Origin of the sequence: Devosia sp. (genome assembly GCF_028290435.1) — a bacterium.
Taxonomy (GTDB): Bacteria; Pseudomonadota; Alphaproteobacteria; order Rhizobiales; family Devosiaceae; genus Devosia.
The window spans coordinates 1-19,155 of record NZ_JAQGJV010000061.1 but is presented as its reverse complement, the minus strand read 5'-3'; the positions used below and the strand labels follow the sequence as shown (position 1 = coordinate 19,155).

The following is a 19,155-nucleotide window of genomic DNA, read 5'->3' as shown; positions in this document are numbered from 1 at the left end:
TGCAAACTCAACGCATTAGAGACTCCCGATCGGGCCCGGAAAAGGATTGGTATCCGTGGCTAAGGCTTCATACCGCGAGGAGAGGCTTTACCCCTCGCTCCATTGGTTAAAATCCCTTGCTGGCTGCCGGCTGGTGCTGACGAGCGCGCTGATGGCAGCGCTGGTGTCTGGCTGTGCCCACCAGCCTGAACTGACGCCGCAGGTTGCCACCAGCGTTGCGGCGAATCAGGCGCTGATTTTCCCGCCGATCGGCGGACCCGGCATTCTGGGTATTGTGGAAACCACTCATTCCAACGCCGTCACCCAGGAAATTTCGTTGGCCACCGAGGCGCGCACGCCGGGCCAGAACAAGATTACCGTGACGCTGTTCCAGGGCAAGGGTGGCGATGGCTCCGATGCCGGGCTGGTCGATGTCCCGTTCACCCAGGTCAACCTGACGCAAGAGGCGCTGGCCGCCTGGCCCAATAGCGGCATGGCGGTGTCCCCCTATTATGTGCAGAACGCCTATGGCCCTTTCGGCTATGCGGTGGGCCGGCCGAGCACCGGCGACACCTGCCTTTACGCCTGGCAACGCATCGAGCCGGCGCTGAAGCCATCTGGGGCGATTGCGCGCGGCGCCGTGGTGGTTCGCTTGCAGCTCTGCGATTCCCGGCGCAGCGAAGAGTCGCTGCTCGGCGTGATGTATCAACTGCGTCTCAACACACCGGTCTACGAGCCATCGCGCGCCTCCCCGCAGATCGGGCGCATCGCGGTCACCATCAAGCCAGAGGGCGCGGCAGGATTTATCCCCGTGGTCAAACCCGTGGTGCGTCCGGCGCCATCGCGGCCGCGTCAGCCGGCCGCCCCCGCCGTGGTCCCGGCCGCCACCATCCCCGCCGGCGCGCCGATCGTGCCGCTGCCCGGCGGCGCTACGTCATCGAGTTCACCTATCGTGCCACCCCCAACAGCTGCGTCGACGAGCGTCATCGTACCGCCGCCACCCACCGGATCCGGCCCATGACGCCAGTCCGCAACCTCCGAAAAAGAGAGCTGCGCCATGCAAAAACCGCTGATCGTCCTGGGCTGGTTATTGGTAACCCTGCTGCTGGTGGTGGTCATCACCCTGCCTATCAGCCTGCAGGTTCACCTCGTCACCGCAGTGCTGCTGATCATCGCCATGATGGTCATCAAGATCCTGCGGCTCGAGGGCTTCTGGCGCCTGCTGCTGCTGGCTTTTGGCACCGCGATCGTGCTGCGCTACGCGTTCTGGCGCACCACGAGCACGCTGCCGCCGCTTGAGCACTGGGGCGATTTCATCCCCGGTTTCCTGCTCTACCTGGCGGAGATGTACTGCATCTTCATGCTGGGCCTGAGCCTGTTCGTGGTGTCGAGCCCGCTGCCCCCGCGCAAATCCACCCGCCTGCGCCCGGACGATCCGGTGCCCAGCGTCGACGTCTTCGTGCCCAGCTATAACGAGGATTATGCGCTGCTGGCGGCCACGCTGGCGGCGGCGAAGTCCATGGATTATCCGGCCGAGCGTCTCACCGTCTGGCTGCTCGATGATGGCGGCACGCTGGAAAAGCGCAATTCCACTAATCCGGAGGCCGCCGCCGCAGCGCGCGAGCGCTACGAGCAGCTCAACGTGCTCTGCACCGATCTGGGCGTGACCTATCTGACGCGCGACCGCAACGAGCACGCCAAGGCCGGCAACTTGAACAATGGCTTGTCGCAGTCCAAGGGCGATCTGGTCGCGGTATTCGATGCCGACCATGCCCCGGCGCGCGATTTCCTCCAGGAAACGGTGCCGTATTTCGGGCGCGACGCGCAATTGTTCCTGGTGCAGACGCCGCATTTCTTTCTCAATCCCGACCCGCTGGAGCGCAACCTGCGCACCTTCGAGACCATGCCGTCCGAGAACGAGATGTTCTATGGCGTGATCCAGCGCGGGCTCGACAAGTGGAACGCCGCGTTCTTCTGCGGCTCGGCGGCGCTGCTGCGGCGCGAGGCGCTGATGCAGGGGGACGGCTTTTCCGGCCGCAGCATCACCGAGGATTGCGAAACCGCCATCGAGCTGCACGCCACCGGCTGGAACAGCATCTATGTCGACAAGCCCCTGATTGCCGGGCTGCAACCGGCGACGTTTGCCAGCTTCATCGGCCAGCGCACCCGCTGGGCCCAGGGCATGATGCAGATCCTGTTGTTCAGCTTCCCGCCGTTCAAGCGCGGGCTCACCATCCCGCAGCGCATCTGCTACCTGTCGAGCACGATGTTCTGGCTGTTTCCGTTCACGCGGATGATCTTCCTGTTCGCGCCGTTCTGCTACCTGTTCTTCAACCTCGAAATCTTCACCGCCTCCGGTGGCGAATTCGCCGCCTACACCATGACCTACATGCTGGTGAACCTGGTGATGCAGAACTCGCTGTTCGGCCGCTGGCGCTGGCCGTGGATTTCCGAGCTCTACGAATATATCCAGTCGGTGCATCTGCTGACGGCGCTGCTGTCGGTGCTGCGCAATCCGAGCAGGCCGACCTTCAAGGTGACCGCCAAGGACGAGTCGGTGGATCAATCGCGGTTGTCCGAACTGGCGCGGCCGTTCTACCTGATCTTCCTGCTGCTGCTGATCGCGGTGGCGATGACGGTCTACAAGGTTATCACCGAGCCCTATCGCGCCGAGATCACCATCGTGGTCGGCGGCTGGAACGTGTTCAACCTCATCATGGCCGGCTGCGCGCTCGGCGTAGTGTCGGAACGACGCGAAACCCGCGCCAGCCGCCGCGTCGATATCGATCGGCGCTGCGAAATACGGGGCGGAGACGGCGCCTGGACCGCCGCTGTCATCAGCGACGTCTCCAGTGGCGGCCTCGCCATCCGGCTGCCGGAAGGCGCGGCTGGGCTTGGCCGTGGGGCGCCGACGGCGGTGCGGTTTACCCCATTGTCGTCGAGCGAGCCGAGCGAATTGGCGGTGTTCATCCGCTCGGTCAGCAATAGCGGCAAGGGCGTGATGCTGGGATGCCGCTTCATGCCCGAGCGCGCGACCGATTACCGGATGATCGCCGACCTGCTCTATGCCAACTCGGCCATCTGGCAGGAGCGGCAGCGCAGCCGTCAGATCAATATCGGCCTTATCCGTGGCACGCTGCAGTTCCTGGCCACCTCGGTCTACCAGACCGGTCGAGGCCTTGGTTACCTGCTGCGCTCCTCCGTGGATCGCCGCAAGGACGCGGAGGATCGCTCATGACCATCGCGCCCAAACTGCTCGTCGCCATGGCCGTTGCCGGCGTTCTCGTCCTGCCCGCAGCGGCGCAACAATCGGCGCCGCCGTCCCCGTTCGACATGTCGCCGGAAAGCGGACTGCGCACTGCGCCGGTCGCACCTGCGCCGGTGGTGGAACCGGCGCCCGCCGTCGAGGCGGCGCCTGCCATTCCGACCTCGTTCGAGCGCCACATCGTGCCGTTCGCACAGTTGCAGCTGGTTGGTGAAGACGCCCGCCAGGCCGTGGAAGTCTATCTGACCCAGGCCCAGGCCGAAGCACCGGCGAGCGTGGAAGTCGGCTACCTCAACGCCATTGTGGCGGCCCCGGAGGCGTCCACGCTCGAGGTGACGATCAATGGCACCAACATCGTCAGCGGCCCCATCGCCGCTTCCGCGACGACTGGAAAACTGGAGGCCGCGATCCCGGCGGGCCTGCTGCGCGCCGGCGGCAATATAATCGAATTCGAGGCGATACAGCGCCACCGCACCGACTGCTCGGTGGCCTCGACCTATGAATTGTGGACCCAGATCGACCCGGCGACCACGCTGCTGCGTTTCGAGGGACAGGGGCTCGACCGGATCACCGCGCTGAGCGAGGTTGCGGCAATCGGCTTCGACGCGACCGCCACGACGACCGTCCGCTTCATCGTGCCCGAGCTTGGGACCCCCGCAGTGACCGCGGCAGCAATCGAATTGGTGCAGCAAGTGGCCCTGGCGCTGCATGTGCCCGAAATCGCCGTCGAGCTCGATGATAGTCTGCCGGCCGAAACGCCGGTGGGAACGCTCAATGTCGTGCTGGCGACGGCCGCTACGCTGCCCGCGGGCGTTAGCGTCATGCAGCCGCAGGCCGATGCGGGCCCCCTGGCGGCATTCGTGCCGGCTTCGGTGGCGGGCAATACGCTGGTGGTGTCCGGACCCGATTGGGGCAGCATTACCACCGCGATGCGCGCCATTAGCGCCGCTTCGACCCCCGCCGATCCGGACCTGCTGTTGCAGCGGGTCGATCTGGCCAATCCAATTCCACGGGTGACCGGAGCCACCTCGCTGACGCTGAGCGATCTCGGCGTGCCCACCATCGAGTTTAACGGCCGGCGCTACCGAACGTCGTTCGAGTTCGCCTTGCCGGCGGATTTTTACGCCAACATGTATGGCCAGGCGCAATTGCTGCTCGACGCCGGCTACGCCAAGGCCGTGCTGCCCGGCAGTGTGCTCGATATCTATGCCAATGGGCAAATCGCTTCGGCCACCCCGGTTTTGCGCACCGATGGCGGTCTATCGCGCGCCACGCCGATCAAAGTGCCGATGACCAATTTCCGGCCCGGCCGCAACGAAATCGAGATTGAACTGCTGTTGCAGACCGAAGCCGACCTCGAATGCGCCCCCGGCCTGACCGGCAGCGCCCCGCCCCGGTTCCTGTTTTCCAACACGACGCAGTTCAACATTCCTGACTTCGCTCGCGCCGCCGCCCTGCCTGACCTGCAAGCCTTTGCCGGCACCGGCGCGCCCTATGGCGGTGGACAGCCGGTGCCGCTGGTGCTCGGCCAGGGCGCACAGGTGACGCCCGCCGCCATGACATGGTTGGCGCGGCTGGCGATTGCCTCGGGCGCAGTCGTGCCGGTGACGCTGGTCGGCGAGGGTCAACTCGATCCGGCCGCCAACGCCTTGGTGATTTCGCCGCTGACGGCACTGTCCGACGCACTGCTCAATCGCAGCGGCGTGGCCCGGACAATTTCGGCGGGACCGGGAGCCACCGGCGATCGCGCCATTGTCGACCGCTTCAACCAGACGGTGGGCGCGCCGTCAGCGAATACGCTCGATACCATTCGTAATTGGGTCGCCGACAAGGTGGGGCTGTCGCCACAGAATTTCTGGCTGGCGCGCCCGGAGGATGGTGCCTATCTGCCGCAATCGAGCGATGCAGTCGTGCTCGCCCAAGCCGTGCAGCCCGAAGGCGGGGTCTGGACTTTCCTGACCATACCCGATGACAAGACCTTCCTCAGCGGGGTGCAACGCCTGACCCAGACCGTCAACTGGCGTGCTATTACCGGCCGGGTGAGCGCGCTTGGAGCCAATGATCCCGCTGTCATCGCCATCCAGCCCGGAGGGCGGACCCTGGTCCAAACTCAGCCATTTTCAGTGTTCAACCTGCGGCTGGTCGCGGCCAATTGGCTATCGACCAATGTGCTGGAATTCACCGCATTGCTGGCGGGCGTGACGCTGTTGCTGACGCTGGTGACTGCGGCATTGTTGAAATCTTTGGGACGGCGCCAATGAACCGACTTTTCTTCGGCGCCCTGGCATTGGTCATGCTCCCGCATGCCGTCGAGGCCCAGACCATGAAGCCAAGTGTTATCGCCGCGGCCGAATGGGCGGCCTACCAGAGCCACTTCCTGGCCGATGACGGTCGCATTATCGATACCGGCAACGACAATATCAGCCATAGCGAAGGACAGGGCTATGGCATGCTGCTGGCGGTGCTGGCGCAGGATCGGGCGGCGTTCGAGAGGATCTGGAGTTTTACCCAGACCGAGCTGATGGTGCGCGACGATGGCTTGGCCGCATGGCGATGGGAGGGCGACAAGACGCCCCATGTCACCGATCCCAATAATGCCAGCGATGGCGACACGCTGATTGCCTATGCGCTGGCGCTGGCCGGGCAGGATTGGGACGAGCCCGAAAAGACAGAGGCCGCGACGCGCATCGTGGCGGCATTGGGCACCATGCTGATCCAGCAATCGGGGCTGACGCTATTGCTGCCCGGGGGCGCCGGCTTTGCCGCCGCCGACCGGGCGGACGGCCCGGTGGTCAATCCATCCTACTGGATTTTCGAGGCCTATCCGGTGTTTGCCAAACTGACGCCCAAGATCGACTGGATGGGCCTGTCTGCCGGCGGCTTGGCGCTGCTCGACCGCACGGAGTTCGCGCCGTCCGGCCTGCCCGCCGACTGGGTATCGCTGGCCGGTGACAAGCCCAAGCCGGCGGCCGATTTTCCCGCCGAATTCGGCTACAACAATATCCGCATTCCGATCTACCTGATGCGCGCCAAGACCGGCAACCAGCAGCTCAAGGCATTCGCCCATATCGGCAATGAGCTTGGGCTGGCGCGGGTGAATGTCGACACCGGCGCCGTCCAGGAACGGCTGGACGAACCCGGTTATCGGCTAATCCAGGCCGCCATCGCCTGCACTCTGGACGGGACGCCCGTCCCGGCCGAGTTGCGCACATTTGCCCCCAGCAGCTATTATGCGGCGACGCTGCAATTGTTGCTGCTCGACCATCTGCGCCGCGACGAGGCCAGTTGTTTGGTAGAGGACAAGCCATGAAACTGATCGGGCTCCCGCTCGCACTGGCCCTGGGCGGTTGTGTGCTGGCCTATACGATGGTGAATGGCCAATCCTTTGACGCGGCGGTCGCGACCGGGGGCACGCCGAGCGATCCGGCCGTGCAGATCGTTGCCCAAGCGCCTGCCCCGGCCGCGCCCACGACCACGACCACGACTGCTAATACGACCAAGGTCGATGAAACCGCCCTGCGCTATTTCGCCAGGCTCGGCGATACCCAGCGCGTCGACGCCGAGATGGCGCGCCTCAGGGCGCTTTACCCCGATTGGGTGCCGCCGACCAACCTGCTTTCGGACGACTACGTTCCCGACGCTGCAGTCGAGCATATCTGGGACCTGTACAATCAGGGTGATTTTGCCGGTGCACGCGCCGCCATTGCCGAAAAGCAAAAGGCCGATTCGGCCTTTGTGCCGTCCCCTGACCTGTTGCACAGCCTTGATCTGGGCGAGGCCAGCGCGCGGCTGCGCAATGCCTCCGATGCCGGGCAGTACCAGACCGTCATCACCATCGCCGCCAATGCTCCCGAGTTGCTCACCTGCGCCAATGTCGACGCCATGTGGCGACTGGCCGAGGCTTTCATAAAGACCGACGCCAAGCAGCGCGGCCTCGACGCCTATACCTACATCCTGACCAGCTGCACCGATCCCGCCGAGCGATTGGCAACCCTGCAAAAGGCCATGGTTCTGGTGGATCGCGCCGATATCGAACCGTTGCTGGCCCTCGAGAAACCCGGCCCCGACGGCGTGGGCGAGTTCACCGCTATCCGGCTCGACCTGGCGCGCAATGCCGTTGCCGCAGTTCTCAGCGGCAAAATGCCGATGGCAGCCGCCGCCGACGTCACCCTGCTGCAAACTAGCGCCAAGCAGACCAAGGTCGCGGACGACCTGCGCTTGCTCGGCTGGTACGCCCTCAACCAGAAAAAGCCCAGCGAAGGGCACGACTGGTTCGAGATGGCGATGACCGCCGATCCCTCGATGCTGTCGGCGCACGGCATGGGTGTCGCGCTGCTCGACCTCAAACGCCCCGCGGACGCCGAGGCGGTGCTGGCAGACTATCGAGATGAGTCCGAAGCCCTGACCACGCTCTACCTCACCGCCGCCGCCTCGCTCCTGGCGGTTCAGCCAGCCGTCGACCTGACGCCCGATGTGCTGAGCCGGATCGTCGAAGAAACCATGTCGGCCAGGAGCGCGGCGACAGCCCAGGAGCTTGGTTGGTACGCCTACGGCTTCGGCCAGCCCCAGACCGCCATCGCCTGGTTCAAATTGGCCACCACATGGGATCCGACCAGCGAGCCATCCGCCTATGGGCTGCTGGTGGCCAGCGATTCGATCAAGGACACAGCTACTGTCGCGGCGATCAAGCAGGCCTGGGGCGCCCGCTCCGCGCGGATCGCCGATTTCGGCAAGGCTACCTCGACGCGCAGCCAGGTGACGCCAACGCCGCAGCCCCGCGCCAGCCCCGATGTGCCGGTGGTGCAGCAGATCGCCACGGAAGCGCCAGCTCGACGGGCCACGGGCGGCGGCGGTGGAAACAACGGCGGCGGGGCCAGTTGCAGCCGTTTCGTGCCGCCCGAAAGCCTGTCGCCAGCCCAGGCCCTGACGCGCGCTTGGTGCCTGATGGATCTGGCGCGCCCCACCGACGCGGCCGCCAATTTTGCTCGAGCCCTGCAGTCGGGAACCGAAGCCGTGCGAAGCGACGCCGCGTATGGCCAATCGCTGGCCTATGTCCGGCTGGGCCTGGCCAAGGAGGCCGCTGTGGCCGCTTCGTCCGCGCCGCAATCGGATGCGCGGGTCATTGAATTGCAGGTCGATATCAATACCCAGACGGCGCTGCAGTCCTATCAGATCGGCGACTACCGAGCGGCTCTGGTGGCGCTGGACGAACGCGCTCGTTATGCACCCGAGCAAAACGACCTGCTGACGCTGCGCGCCTGGTCTTATTTCCACATCAAGCGCTACAAAGAGTCCGAGCAAATCTTCGGGGCCGTGGCCGCAACCGGCTATGCCCCCGCAGTTGAAGGCCTGAACACGGTTCGCGCAGTACGCGCGGCCCAGCCACGATAGACACAACAAGCCTTCTGCGCCCACGGGGCGCGAGGCACCATATCTCTTTGACTATAAAGGGGAAAATGGTGCCCGGGACCGGAATCGAACCAGTGACACGCGGATTTTCAATCCGCTGCTCTACCAACTGAGCTACCCGGGCAAAGGGCTGGAGAGGACCGGCCCTGCGAAACGCTTGCGCCTTATAGGAGATCAGTTTTGCCGGTGCAAGGGCGAAAGCGGGTTGTGGAAAAGGACTTTAACGCGGCCCATCGGACGAAGGGCATCGGAGCTCTTTGGGGGCCGAGATTCTGTCCTGGAAGCGCTGCAAATATCATGGCACCGGTCACCTTAATGGGTGTCGATTATGCGAGAGCGCCAGGGCTTGGGGATAAGTCACCCGAGTTCGCCCGCCTCGTCAGATATTGTCGTCCTCTGGATCATGCGAGGGCACGGCGGAAGTGTCGTCCTCATCATCGGTTTTGCCGATATCGCCGGGGATGACGTAGGAGCCGGTCAGCCAGCGGTTGAGGTCGACATCGGCGCAGCGGCCCGAGCAGAAGGGGCGGAATTTATCGACGGCGGTCTTGCCGCAAATGGGACAGGGCTTGGCCATGGTGTTGGTCATCAGACACCCGACAGGGTTGACTGGTTGAGCCAGTTAAAATGGACCGGATAGCCTTCCCCGGCAAGCAGGGTGGCGGTTTCGGTCAGGGGGAGGCCGACAACGGCCGAATAGGAGCCCGAGAGCTTCACCACAAAGGCGCCCGCAATGCCCTGGATGGCGTAGCCGCCGGCCTTGTCGCGCCATTCGGCGCTGGCGAGATAAGCTTCCATCTCCTTGGTGGAGAGGCGCTTGAAGCGGATGCGGGTTTCGACCAGGCGCTGGCGCTTGGCGCCGGAAGGAGTCAGCAGCGTCATGGCAGTGAAGACGCGATGGGAGCGGCCAGAAAGCAGGCGCAGGCACGCGGAGGCCTCTTCCATGGTTTCGGCCTTGGGCAAGATGCGACGGCCGACGGCGACGACGGTATCGGCGGCCAGCACCAGCGCATTGGCGCCATAGCCGGCGGAACGCGCCTTGTGCTGGGCTGTGAGCGCCTTGAGATCGGCGAGACGCTGGGCGAGCTTGCGCGGCAATTCGGCCTTTTCGGGGGTCTCATCGACATGGGCAGGCACCAGATGTTCGGGCTCGATGCCGATCTGGTTGAGCAGCGCCAGGCGGCGCGGGGAGGCAGAGGCCAGAATCAGATCGGGACGGCTGGCCATTAAAAATGCTCGCATGCGGGGAAAGGAAGGCGCGGATACTGGCTAGACCAAATCAGGGGCTTTGTGAACTGCCTGTGACCAGGGCCTCAAGCCGCTCGCGGACACGTTTGCGCAGGTTGTCGCGCAGGTCGCGATAGGCGGCCAGCACCACGTCGCGCGGGCCTTCGACGAGGGACGGGTCGGGAACGTGCCAGTGTTCGAGGGCGCCGGTTTCGAGCCCCTTGCGCGCGACGGCGTCCGGGGCGTCATCGGAGAGGGTGATGACCAGATCGAAATGGGAGGCGATCAATTCGTCCATGGTGTGGGGGGTGTGGACGGACATGTCGATGCCGCTCTCCTCCATCACCTCATGCACGAAACTGTCGGCCTTGCCGCCGTTGACGCCGACCGAGCGGGCGATGACGCGGCCGGGAAACAGTTGGCGGGCCAAGGCGGCGGCAATGGGCGAGCGGACCGAATTCATCGAGCAGACGAACAACACGGTGGGGAGCTGGCTTTTGCTCTCATCGATGCGGCTGGCATAGGGCTGGACGGCGCAGATCAGGGTGAACAGGCGCCGGGCGGTATTGAGATCGATTTCGAGCTTGTTGACCAGACGCGTACGCAGCAGTTCGGCGGCGTCGTTGTGCAGGCCCCGGCGGGCCATGTCGACGGTTTCGATCTGAAACGGCTGGGCCGAGCGGATGGCTTCGTAATAGGCGTCGCGAATGCGGAAATAATCGCGGATCAAGCGGCGGAACGGGGTCAGCGACAAATAATGCGCGGCAATGGGCTGGAAGGTGTCGGGATTGCGCACGTCGAGGACGATGTAATTGCCCACGATGGAGACGTGCAGGGCAAACGGCCCCACCGCGGTGACGCGGGCGGGGCGGAAGCGGTTGTCTTCAAGCAGGTCATAGATGGCGATGCGCCATTCATGCACCACGTCGGGATCGATCGAGGTGATGGTATTGGGATCGAGCGTGACGGTGACGAGGCGGTCGGTGGTGGCAGCCTCGGTCACGTTTTGCATCGAAATGCTCAATGGTTGAGCCGGATGGAAATGGAGCGGCCGTGACCGTCGAGCGCTTCGACCTCGGAGAGGATCACGGCGGCTTCGGCAAGCGCCGATAGCGAGCCTGGATCGCAGCCCAGTATCGAGGTGCGCTTCATGAAATCGAGTACTCCGAGGCCGGAGGCGAAGCGGGCGGAGCCAGCAGTCGGCAGGACGTGGTTGGAGCCGCCCACATAGTCGCCGATGGCCTCGGGTGTGTGGTGGCCGAGGAAAATGGCACCAGCATTGCGAATGCGCGCCACCAGCGATTGGGGATCGTCGATGGCCAGTTCGACATGCTCGGAAGCGAGGCGGTTGGCGAGCGTCACAGCCTCATCGAGCGAAGGGACGGTGATGACGGCGCCGTAATTGTCCCAGCCTTCGCGGGCGAGGCCTTCCTTGGGCAGGAGGGCCAACTGGCGGGCGACTTCGGCGATAACCGCCGAAGCAAGACCCTTTTCGGTGGTTATGAGAATGGAGCGTGCCCCTGCCCCGTGTTCAGTCTGGGCGATGAGATCGGCCGCGACCCAGGCCGGATTGGCGGAGCCATCGGCAATGACCAGCACCTCGGAGGGGCCGGCGATCATATCGATGCCGACCTGGCCGAACACCTGGCGCTTGGCGGCGGCGACGAAGGCATTGCCGGGGCCGACGATCTTATCGACGGCTTTGATCGTGGCGGTGCCATAGGCGAGCGCGGCAACGGCCTGGGCGCCGCCGGTGCGGTAAATTTCGGTGACGCCGGCAATCTTGGCGGCGGCCAGAATGGATGAGCTGAGCTGACCATTGGGCGTCGGCACGACCATGGCGATGCGCTCGACGCCGGCGACCTTGGCGGGCACGGCATTCATCAGCACCGAGGACGGATAGGAGGCCAGACCGCCCGGCACATAGATGCCGACGGCTTGCACAGCGGTCCAAACATTGCCCAGGGTGACGCCGAGGTGATCCTGATAGATATGATCTTCCGGCTTCTGCTTTTCGTGGTGGGCCCGGATGCGGTCATGGGCGAACTGCAGGGCGCCGACGACCTCGGGGGTGACGCGGGCAGCGCCGCGCTCGATTTCTTCTTCGGTAAAACGCAGCGTCTGGGCGGTGACCCCGGCCTTGTCGAAGGTGTTGGTGTATTCGACCACCGCATCATCGCCGCGCTTGCGGACCTCGGCGATGATCGTCGCCACGATGTCGCCAACCTCCTGGGAGGATTCGCGTTTGCTGCCGAGCAGGGCGACGAACTCCGCCTCAAAATTGGCGGCCTGGCTATCGAGGCGAATAGGCATAAGGAGCGGGACCTTTTTAGTCGATGGCGTGAGTGGGCGTATTGCTAGCGCCCCAGGTGGCGCCGAGATCGGCGAGGCGGGCTTCAAGGCATTCGACGCCCAGACGCACGGTGCCGCCGCCGGCAAATTGCAGCTCGATAATGCCGGCCGGCCCGTCGATGGGCTGGAACACGATGGCGAGCAGTTCGAGCACGCCGTCGGTTGAATTGGGATCGAAACCGGCGGTGACCACGGACTGGACCGCATCGAAATGCAGCGCCGCGCGCTTGCGCTGGCCCTTGTCGCGGCGGTTTTGCTTGCCACTTTCCCAGTCGAAACGGTTCATCAGCAGGGCGAAGCGCCGGTCGCCGCGGGCATAGCCCATATCGGCGACGCGCACGACGGCATCCTGCACATGGGCGGAGATGACATCGAGGTCTTCGGTATCGAGCGCCAGGAGCTTCAGGTCAGTCATGGAGGTGCGGCCCTTTGCATGGAGACGAAGCGTATCTGGTCACGCCCCGTCCGATCTACAAGTTTGTCGGCACGGGGGCAATGCGGGGCTCAATTTTGGGCATGGGAAATTGCCGCGCGGTTGGGCCGGGCGGGTTCCTTGCCATTCGAGCGCAGCTCTCATGGCCTCCTCTCCTCAAATCGATCCACTGGATCGATTTGCCCGCAGAAGCGGGACGGCTCGAAGACTGCGGCATGCGGCGAGACGTGCCTCATGGGGTTTAGATAAGCGAGGCAGCGCCTCGCCGCATGCGATGGGGTTTCTGGCCGCCCGAACGTGGCCTCCACTATTTCAGGAGACGAACGTCGCGCTGGCCCAGGGATCGCGCGACCGCATTCCCCTCCCACCAAACTCCCCACGGCCGTTCGTCGCGAACCCGCAGCCATTGTGGAGATATCGGGGGGAGTATGCGGGAGGATTTGGAGATGGGGAGAAGATGGGTAGGAGGCACAAGTGCATTCCCATTCTCGGTGTCACCCCGGTGCAGGCCGGGGCCCATCCTCAGATGGTGGTGTGTGCTAGATCGAGGCATAACTGCGCCACCTGGCGGCTGTGGCTGCATCTCGGGATGGGCCCCGGCCTGCGCCAGGGTGACACCGAGTTTGCTGCGGCGTTGTGCCATGTAAGGCTCAAAGCTTGCGGCTCATCAGCAATAGCGACGCGCCAATCAAGAGGGTTGGCCGGGCGCTGCGTTGGCCCTATCTGTAGCACAGCGCAAATTCAGGTCCCTTCATGCCCAACATTCCTTTCTTCGATGGTCACAACGATACGCTGCTCAAGCTGTGGATGGCGGAGGGGGCGGATAAGGAAAAGCCGTTCATCGAGGGGATGGCGGGCGCCCATATCGATCTGCCGCGCGCCAAGGCCGGCGGGATGGTCGGTGGATTTTTTGCGATGTTCCCGCCGCCGCTGCCGACCGGTGCGAAGAGTGCCGCAGGGGCCCCAGTGACCCTGTCGGAGAATTTGCCGCCGCAACTGGCCTGGGCGGATGCCCAGGTGTCCACGACCGGCATGGCATCGATCCTGCTGCGGCTGGAGCGGGCCGGCGCGCTGGCGGTTTGCCGCAATGTCGGGGAGTTGCGCGCGGCGATCGATGCGGGGACCCTGGCATCGGTGTTTCATATCGAGGGCGCCGAGGCGATCGATACCGATTTCCGCTCGCTGGACGTGCTGTATGCAGCGGGATTGCGGTCGGTTGGGCTGGTGTGGAGCCGCGCGAATGCCTTCGCGACCGGGGTGCCGTTTCGCCACAATGTCGATCCCGATATCGGACCGGGCCTGACTGATGCCGGCAAGGAACTGGTGCGGGCGTGCAACCGCATGGGCGTGATGCTGGATATGTCGCACCTCAACGCCGCAGGTTTCCGCGATGTTGCAGCGATTAGCGACAAGCCGATTGTGGCGACGCATTCCAATGTGCACGCGATCTGCCCCCACGCACGCAATCTGGTGGATTGGCAATTGGCAGCCATTGCGGAAAGCAAGGGTGTGGTGGGGCTGAATTTTGCCGTGGGCTTCCTGCGGCCGGACGGCAAGTTCGTCGCCGATACCGAGATCGAACTGATGGTTCGCCATGTCGATGCGCTGGTGGAGGCGCTGGGCGAGGACGGCGTGGCACTGGGCTCGGACTTCGACGGAGCGATGATGCCGACGCCGATCGGGGACATCACGGGCGTGCAGAAATTGCTGCAGGCGCTGCTGGACAAGGGCTATGGCGCTGACTTGGTCAACAAGATCGCGATCGGCAATTGGCTGTCGGTGCTGGAGCGGACGATCGGCTAGCTCGCAGCCACGTCGGACAGCCGCAGAAAGTCGTAGCCGCGCCGCTTGAGGTCGAGCAGGCCGGCGGCGATACCCGCGCCGGACGAGCGCTTGGGTTGGTTGATGTGGGCGATGATGACGTCGCCGTCCTTGGCGCTCTCGAGGCGCGCGGCGGCGGTCTTGGTTGAGACCGAGGCGCCAAGATCGGCGTTGAGGGAAAAACCGGCGACCTGGTAGCCGAGGTGATGGATTTCGTCGATCGCGTCCGGGCTGTAGAGCGCGGTGGCGCCGCGAAACCATTTTGCCTGCTTGCCAAAGGCCAGCGCGATGGCCGCCTCGCCGCCGTTCACTTCATCATCGACGGCCGCCAGCGTTCCCGCTGGCTTGATTCCATAGGGCTTTTCCGTGCCGGTGACGGCCGGGACATGGTCGCGGCCGTGATCCTCGATATCGAAGAGATCGGGATGGGCGATCATGATCGCTACGGTCTCGGCATTGCGGACCAGCCAGCGGCGCGTGACGAAAATGGTCGCAGGGATGGACTGCTGGACCAGCACATCGAGGATGCGGTGGTCGACATTGCCGGAGCAGGCATCCAGCGTTATGGCGATATGCGGATGTCCATCGGCCGAGTGCGGAATGTGCAGTGCCGGTTCCAGCAGTTTTTCGGCTTGGGCGGTGACGGTGCAGAGCAGGGCCAGAAGACCGGCAAGAAGCAAGCGAACCATTCGGGACTCCATCGACGCGGCCGTCGCCGCGCCGAGGTGTTTACGCCTTCGCCCGAGGGCGTGCCACTAGAACGGCACGTCTTCGTCAGCGACGGTGGTCTTCTTGGCAGCGGGCTTTTTGGCCGGGGCTTTCTTGGCGGCAGCAGAAGGCTTTTTGGTGGCCGTTGCAGTGGTCTTTTTTGCAGTTGCGGGCTTCTTTGCGGCAGCCTTCTTGGCCGGAGCTTTCTTGACCTTGGTGCCAGTGGCTTCGGCGCGGGCGGCGATCCAGCCGAGGGCTTGCTCGAGCGTTACGGCCTCAGGCGCCACGTCCTTGGGGATGGTGGCGTTGATCTTGCCCTGGTTGACATAGGGGCCGTATTTGCCGCCGCGGACAGTGATGGGGCCATTGTCGTGCTCGAAAGTCTGGATGGCGGCGATGGCCGAGCCGCCGCGTTTGAAGCCGCCGGCAGCCTTTTGGGCGAGCAGGTCGACGGCACGGTTGAGGCCGACGGTGAAGATTTCCTCGACATCGGGCAGGTTGGCATATTTGCCGTCATGCAGGATGAACGGGCCGTAGCGGCCAAGGCCGGCGACGATGGGCAGGCCACCATCGGGGTGCAGGCCGACATCGCGGGGCAGGGAAAGGAGCTGGAGCGCCTTGTCGAGCGTCAGCGCGGTCGGCTCCCAGCCCTTGGGGAGGGATGAGCGCTTGGGCTCCTTGCCGTCGCCGAGCTGGACATAGGGGCCGAAACGGCCGGTCTTGAGGTGGACTTCCTCGCCGGATGCGGGATCGGTGCCCAGGATGCCGTCGCCGGCGGCGGCTTCGGAGGACTGGCCGGTGGCGGCGTCCGAAAGCTGCATGGTGTGTTTGCATTCGGGATAGTTCGAGCAGCCAATAAAGGCGCCGTATTTGCCGAGCTTGAGCGAAAGCTGGCCGGTGCCGCAGGTAGGGCAAAGGCGACGATCGCCGCCATCGGGCTTGGGCGGAAAGATGTGGTCCTGCAGCAGGTCGTTGAGCGCGTCGAGGACTTCGGTGACGCGAAGGTCCTTGATCTCAGAAGTGTGGCGCGAAAATTCGGTCCAGAAATCGCGCAGCACGGTCTTGTAGTCGAGTTCGCCGGCCGAGACTCGGTCGAGCTGTTCTTCCAGATTGGCGGTGAAGCCGTATTCGACATAGCGGTTGAAGAAGCTTTCGAGGAACGCCGTGACGATACGGCCGCGATCCTCGGGATGCAGCGCCTTGCCTTCGAGCTTGACGTAATCGCGGTCCTTGAGCGTGGTCAGGGTCGCGGCATAAGTGGACGGCCGGCCGATGCCGAGCTCTTCCATCTTCTTGATCAGGCTGGCTTCGGAATAGCGCGGCGGCGGCTGGGTGAAATGCTGCTCGATTTCGACGGCCTGCAAAGCGGGCTTGTCGCCGACGGCGAGAGCTGGCAATTCGCGGCTATCCTCGTCGACCTCGTCCTCATCGGACTTGGCCTCGACGCCATAGAGCGCGAGGAAGCCGGGGAAGGTGACGACGGAGCCGATGGCGCGCAGTTCGACGGCGCGGCCGGGGACGTTGACGGCGATATCGACGGTGGTGCGGTCGATTTCGGCGGATTTCATCTGGCTGGCCAGCGTGCGGCGCCAGATCAGGCCATAGAGCTTGGCCTGGTCGGCATCGAGGTGCAGCGCCTCGGGCTTCTTGAACATATCCGTCGGACGGATAGCCTCGTGCGCCTCCTGGGCGTTCTTGGCCTTGGTCTGATATATGCGCGCCTTTTCCGGCAGGTAGTCGTCGCCGTAGAACTTGCCGATGGCGCTGCGGGCCATGGCGATGCCTTCGGGCGCCATCTGTACGGCGTCGGTTCGCATATAGGTGATCAGGCCGTCCTCGTAGAGGCGCTGGGCGATCTGCATGGTGCGCGAGGGGCTGAGGCCGAGGCGCGAGGAGGCGTCCTGCTGGAGGCTCGAGGTGGTGAAGGGGGCGTAGGGATTGCGCTTGGTGGGCTTCTTGTCGACGGAAGAGACGTTGAACTGGCCGGCCTCGATCAGGGCCTTGAGCTCGGCGGCGTTCTCGCCGGTCTTGATGCCGAGCTTGTCGGTCTTCTTGCCATCGACGGAATAAAGGCGGGCGAGGAAACTCTTGCCGGCCTGGGCCAGCTTGGCTTCGACCGACCAATATTCATCGGCCTTGAACTTTTCGATCTCGGATTCGCGGTCGCAGACGATGCGCAGGGCTACGGACTGCACGCGGCCGGCCGAGCGGGAGCCGGGCAGCTTGCGCCAGAGAATCGGCGAGAGGGTGAAGCCGACGAGATAATCGAGCGCGCGGCGGGCCAGATAGGCGTCGACCAGCGGCTGGTCGATATCGCGCGGGATCAGCATCGCGGCGGTGACGGCATCCTTGGTGATGGCGTTGAACAGCACGCGGCGGACGGGGGTGTCCTTCTTGAGGGCCTTCTTCTGGCGCAGCACATCGAGCACGTGCCAGGAAATGGCTTCGCCTTCGCGATCCGGATCGGTTGCGAGGATCAGTTCGTCGGCGCCCTTGAGGGCGTTGGCAATGTCGGCAATGCGCTTCTTGGAGGCGGTGTCGACCTCCCATGACATGGCGAAATCTTCGTCGGGACGGACCGAACCGTCCTTGGCCGGCAGATCGCGGACATGGCCGAACGAGGCCAGGACTTCGTATCCTGAACCCAAATATTTGTTGATTGTCTTGGCTTTAGCCGGACTCTCAACGACCACGACCTTCATGAATTACCCAATCCGCACACGTCTTCTGGAAGTGGCGCAACATGGTGAAGCCGAGCGGCGGTGTCAACGGGATGAAATGAAGGGGATCGGGGCTCTCTCTTAGAGAGAGGAAAATTGTGAAGCTTTTTACTTGTACCGCAGCGCCACGAGTTGCCCGCTGGACCATTCGATCTCACCGGACAGGTCCAACTCCAGCAGCAATAATTGAGCCGCCGAAACCGACAGCCCAGTCTGGCGGATGATTTCGTCGACTTCGACCGGTGTGGTGCTCAGCGATGACAGCAGGCGGGACTTATCGCTGTCGGTCGGCGATTCGGCGGGGTGGGTTTCGTTGAAATCGGGTTCCCAATCGGGATCGAACAGGGCGTTGCGGGCGGGATCGGCGCTGCCGAGGGAATCGATGATGTCCTGCGCATTGGTGATCAGCTTGGCGCCTTGCTGGATCAAGGCGTTGCCGCCTTCGGCGCGTGGATCGAGCGGAGAGCCGGGGACGGCGAAAACGTCGCGGTTTTGCTCAAGGGCAAGGCGGGCGGTGATCAGGGAGCCGCTGCGCTTGGCGGCTTCAACGACGACGATGCCGAGGGAGAGGCCGGACACTAGCCGGTTGCGGCGGGGGAAATCGCGAGCGCGCGGTTCCCAGCCCAGTGGCATTTCGGTGAGCAGGGCGCCGCCATTGTCGAGAATGTCGTGGGCAAGGGGGATATTCTCGTCGGGGTAGATTTTGTCGAAGCCGCCAGCGAGGACGGCGATGGTGCCGGTGGTCAGGCTCGCCCGATGGGCCGCAGTGTCGATGCCGCGGGCGAGGCCGGAGACAATTGTGTACCCACGCTCGCCGAGATCCAGCGCCAGCATGCGCGTCATTTTGATACCGGCGGAGGACGCGTTGCGCGCGCCGACCATGCCGACAGTGCGGGCCCAGTCGAGACTCTCGCCGCCAGCCATGGTGATGAGCGGCGGCGAGGCGGGGATATAGTTGAGCAGGTCGGGATATTCGGCCTCGCCGGTGGCGACCAGCTTGGCGCCGTAGCGTTCGAGGCCGGCCAACTCATCCTCGGCTTGCATCTGGGTGGTGATGCGCGGGGCCTTGCCGGTGCGTTTGAGCAGCCCGGGCAGGGCGTCGATGGCGGCTTCGGCCGAGCCGAAGCGGTTCAGCAATTGGCTGAAGGTGACCGGCCCGACATTTTCGGTGCGGATGAGGCGAAGCCAGGCCGTGCGCTGCGAACGCGTCAGGACCAGGCCTGGCGCGACGAGACTCACGC

Annotated in this window: 14 protein-coding genes, 1 tRNA gene and 1 pseudogene; 6 read left to right on the top strand and 10 right to left on the bottom strand. The window is 64.3% G+C overall.

Annotated features, from left to right (window positions below; genetic code table 11):
• Nucleotides 1-151 precede the first annotated feature (151 nt).
• The 5 genes from bcsN to JWP26_RS13465 are packed head-to-tail and all read left to right on the top strand — an operon-like array spanning nucleotide 152 to nucleotide 8,635.
• Entirely contained in the window at nucleotides 152-1,000 is an 849-nt protein-coding gene (gene bcsN, locus JWP26_RS13485) for a cellulose biosynthesis protein BcsN (RefSeq protein ID WP_299728454.1), read from the top strand.
• Nucleotides 1,001-1,036: 36 nt separating this feature from the next.
• Nucleotides 1,037-3,217: a UDP-forming cellulose synthase catalytic subunit gene (bcsA, locus tag JWP26_RS13480; protein ID WP_299728451.1), complete on the top strand. Its 2,181-nt coding sequence runs from the start codon at nucleotides 1,037-1,039 to the stop codon at nucleotides 3,215-3,217.
• Entirely contained in the window at nucleotides 3,214-5,505 is a 2,292-nt protein-coding gene (locus tag JWP26_RS13475) for a cellulose biosynthesis cyclic di-GMP-binding regulatory protein BcsB (RefSeq protein ID WP_299728448.1), read from the top strand. Before bcsA ends, JWP26_RS13475 begins: the two co-directional genes overlap by 4 nt.
• On the top strand, nucleotides 5,502-6,554 hold the full coding sequence (locus JWP26_RS13470; RefSeq protein ID WP_299728445.1) for a glycosyl hydrolase family 8: 1,053 nt from the start codon (nucleotides 5,502-5,504) through the stop codon (nucleotides 6,552-6,554). The genes JWP26_RS13475 and JWP26_RS13470 overlap by 4 nt, the downstream gene beginning before the upstream one ends.
• The gene (locus tag JWP26_RS13465) at nucleotides 6,551-8,635 is read left to right on the top strand and encodes a cellulose synthase (RefSeq protein WP_299728443.1); all 2,085 of its coding nucleotides are present in this window, start codon (nucleotides 6,551-6,553) and stop codon (nucleotides 8,633-8,635) included. Before JWP26_RS13470 ends, JWP26_RS13465 begins: the two co-directional genes overlap by 4 nt.
• A 66-nt stretch (nucleotides 8,636-8,701) precedes the next feature.
• Here the strand turns inward: JWP26_RS13465 and JWP26_RS13460 are convergent.
• The 7 genes and pseudogenes from JWP26_RS13460 to JWP26_RS13430 all read right to left on the bottom strand — a co-directional run bounded on the left by JWP26_RS13460 (nucleotide 8,702) and on the right by JWP26_RS13430 (nucleotide 12,647).
• A tRNA-Phe gene (locus JWP26_RS13460) sits at nucleotides 8,702-8,777 on the bottom strand.
• Between the two features lie 255 nt (nucleotides 8,778-9,032).
• The gene (yacG, locus tag JWP26_RS13455; protein ID WP_299728676.1) at nucleotides 9,033-9,230 is read right to left on the bottom strand and encodes a DNA gyrase inhibitor YacG; all 198 of its coding nucleotides are present in this window, start codon (nucleotides 9,228-9,230) and stop codon (nucleotides 9,033-9,035) included.
• Nucleotides 9,231-9,241: 11 nt separating this feature from the next.
• Entirely contained in the window at nucleotides 9,242-9,880 is a 639-nt protein-coding gene (locus JWP26_RS13450; protein WP_299728441.1) for a Maf-like protein, read from the bottom strand.
• Nucleotides 9,881-9,932: 52 nt separating this feature from the next.
• Nucleotides 9,933-10,361, bottom strand: a complete 429-nt coding sequence (locus tag JWP26_RS13445) for an arsenate reductase ArsC (RefSeq protein WP_299728674.1) — start codon at nucleotides 10,359-10,361, stop codon at nucleotides 9,933-9,935.
• A gap of 57 nt (nucleotides 10,362-10,418) precedes the next feature.
• Nucleotides 10,419-10,892, bottom strand: a pseudogene (locus JWP26_RS13440) (UPF0262 family protein); the annotation flags it as partial.
• 8 nt (nucleotides 10,893-10,900) lie between these two features.
• Nucleotides 10,901-12,193, bottom strand: a complete 1,293-nt coding sequence (hisD, locus tag JWP26_RS13435; protein WP_299728438.1) for a histidinol dehydrogenase — start codon at nucleotides 12,191-12,193, stop codon at nucleotides 10,901-10,903.
• A 16-nt stretch (nucleotides 12,194-12,209) separates the two neighbouring features.
• Complete coding sequence (locus JWP26_RS13430; protein WP_299728435.1) at nucleotides 12,210-12,647, bottom strand: DUF2948 family protein; 438 nt, start codon at nucleotides 12,645-12,647, stop codon at nucleotides 12,210-12,212.
• A 771-nt stretch (nucleotides 12,648-13,418) separates the two neighbouring features.
• Between JWP26_RS13430 and JWP26_RS13425 the strand changes: the two genes are divergently transcribed.
• The gene (locus tag JWP26_RS13425; protein WP_299728432.1) at nucleotides 13,419-14,468 is read left to right on the top strand and encodes a dipeptidase; all 1,050 of its coding nucleotides are present in this window, start codon (nucleotides 13,419-13,421) and stop codon (nucleotides 14,466-14,468) included.
• On the opposite strand, the gene JWP26_RS13420 is transcribed toward JWP26_RS13425, so the two are convergent.
• From JWP26_RS13420 to dprA, 3 genes are all read right to left on the bottom strand, one after another.
• Nucleotides 14,465-15,175 (bottom strand): polysaccharide deacetylase family protein, encoded by a 711-nt coding sequence (locus tag JWP26_RS13420; RefSeq protein ID WP_299728429.1) that lies wholly within the window; start codon nucleotides 15,173-15,175, stop codon nucleotides 14,465-14,467. The genes JWP26_RS13425 and JWP26_RS13420 overlap by 4 nt on opposite strands.
• 66 nt (nucleotides 15,176-15,241) lie before the next feature.
• Nucleotides 15,242-17,896 carry a type I DNA topoisomerase gene (gene topA, locus JWP26_RS13415; RefSeq protein WP_299728426.1) on the bottom strand — a complete coding sequence of 885 codons (2,655 nt, stop codon included), beginning with the start codon at nucleotides 17,894-17,896 and terminating at the stop codon, nucleotides 15,242-15,244.
• Between the two features lie 126 nt (nucleotides 17,897-18,022).
• Complete coding sequence (dprA, locus tag JWP26_RS13410; protein WP_299728423.1) at nucleotides 18,023-19,153, bottom strand: DNA-processing protein DprA; 1,131 nt, start codon at nucleotides 19,151-19,153, stop codon at nucleotides 18,023-18,025.
• Nucleotides 19,154-19,155: the final 2 nt, after the last annotated feature.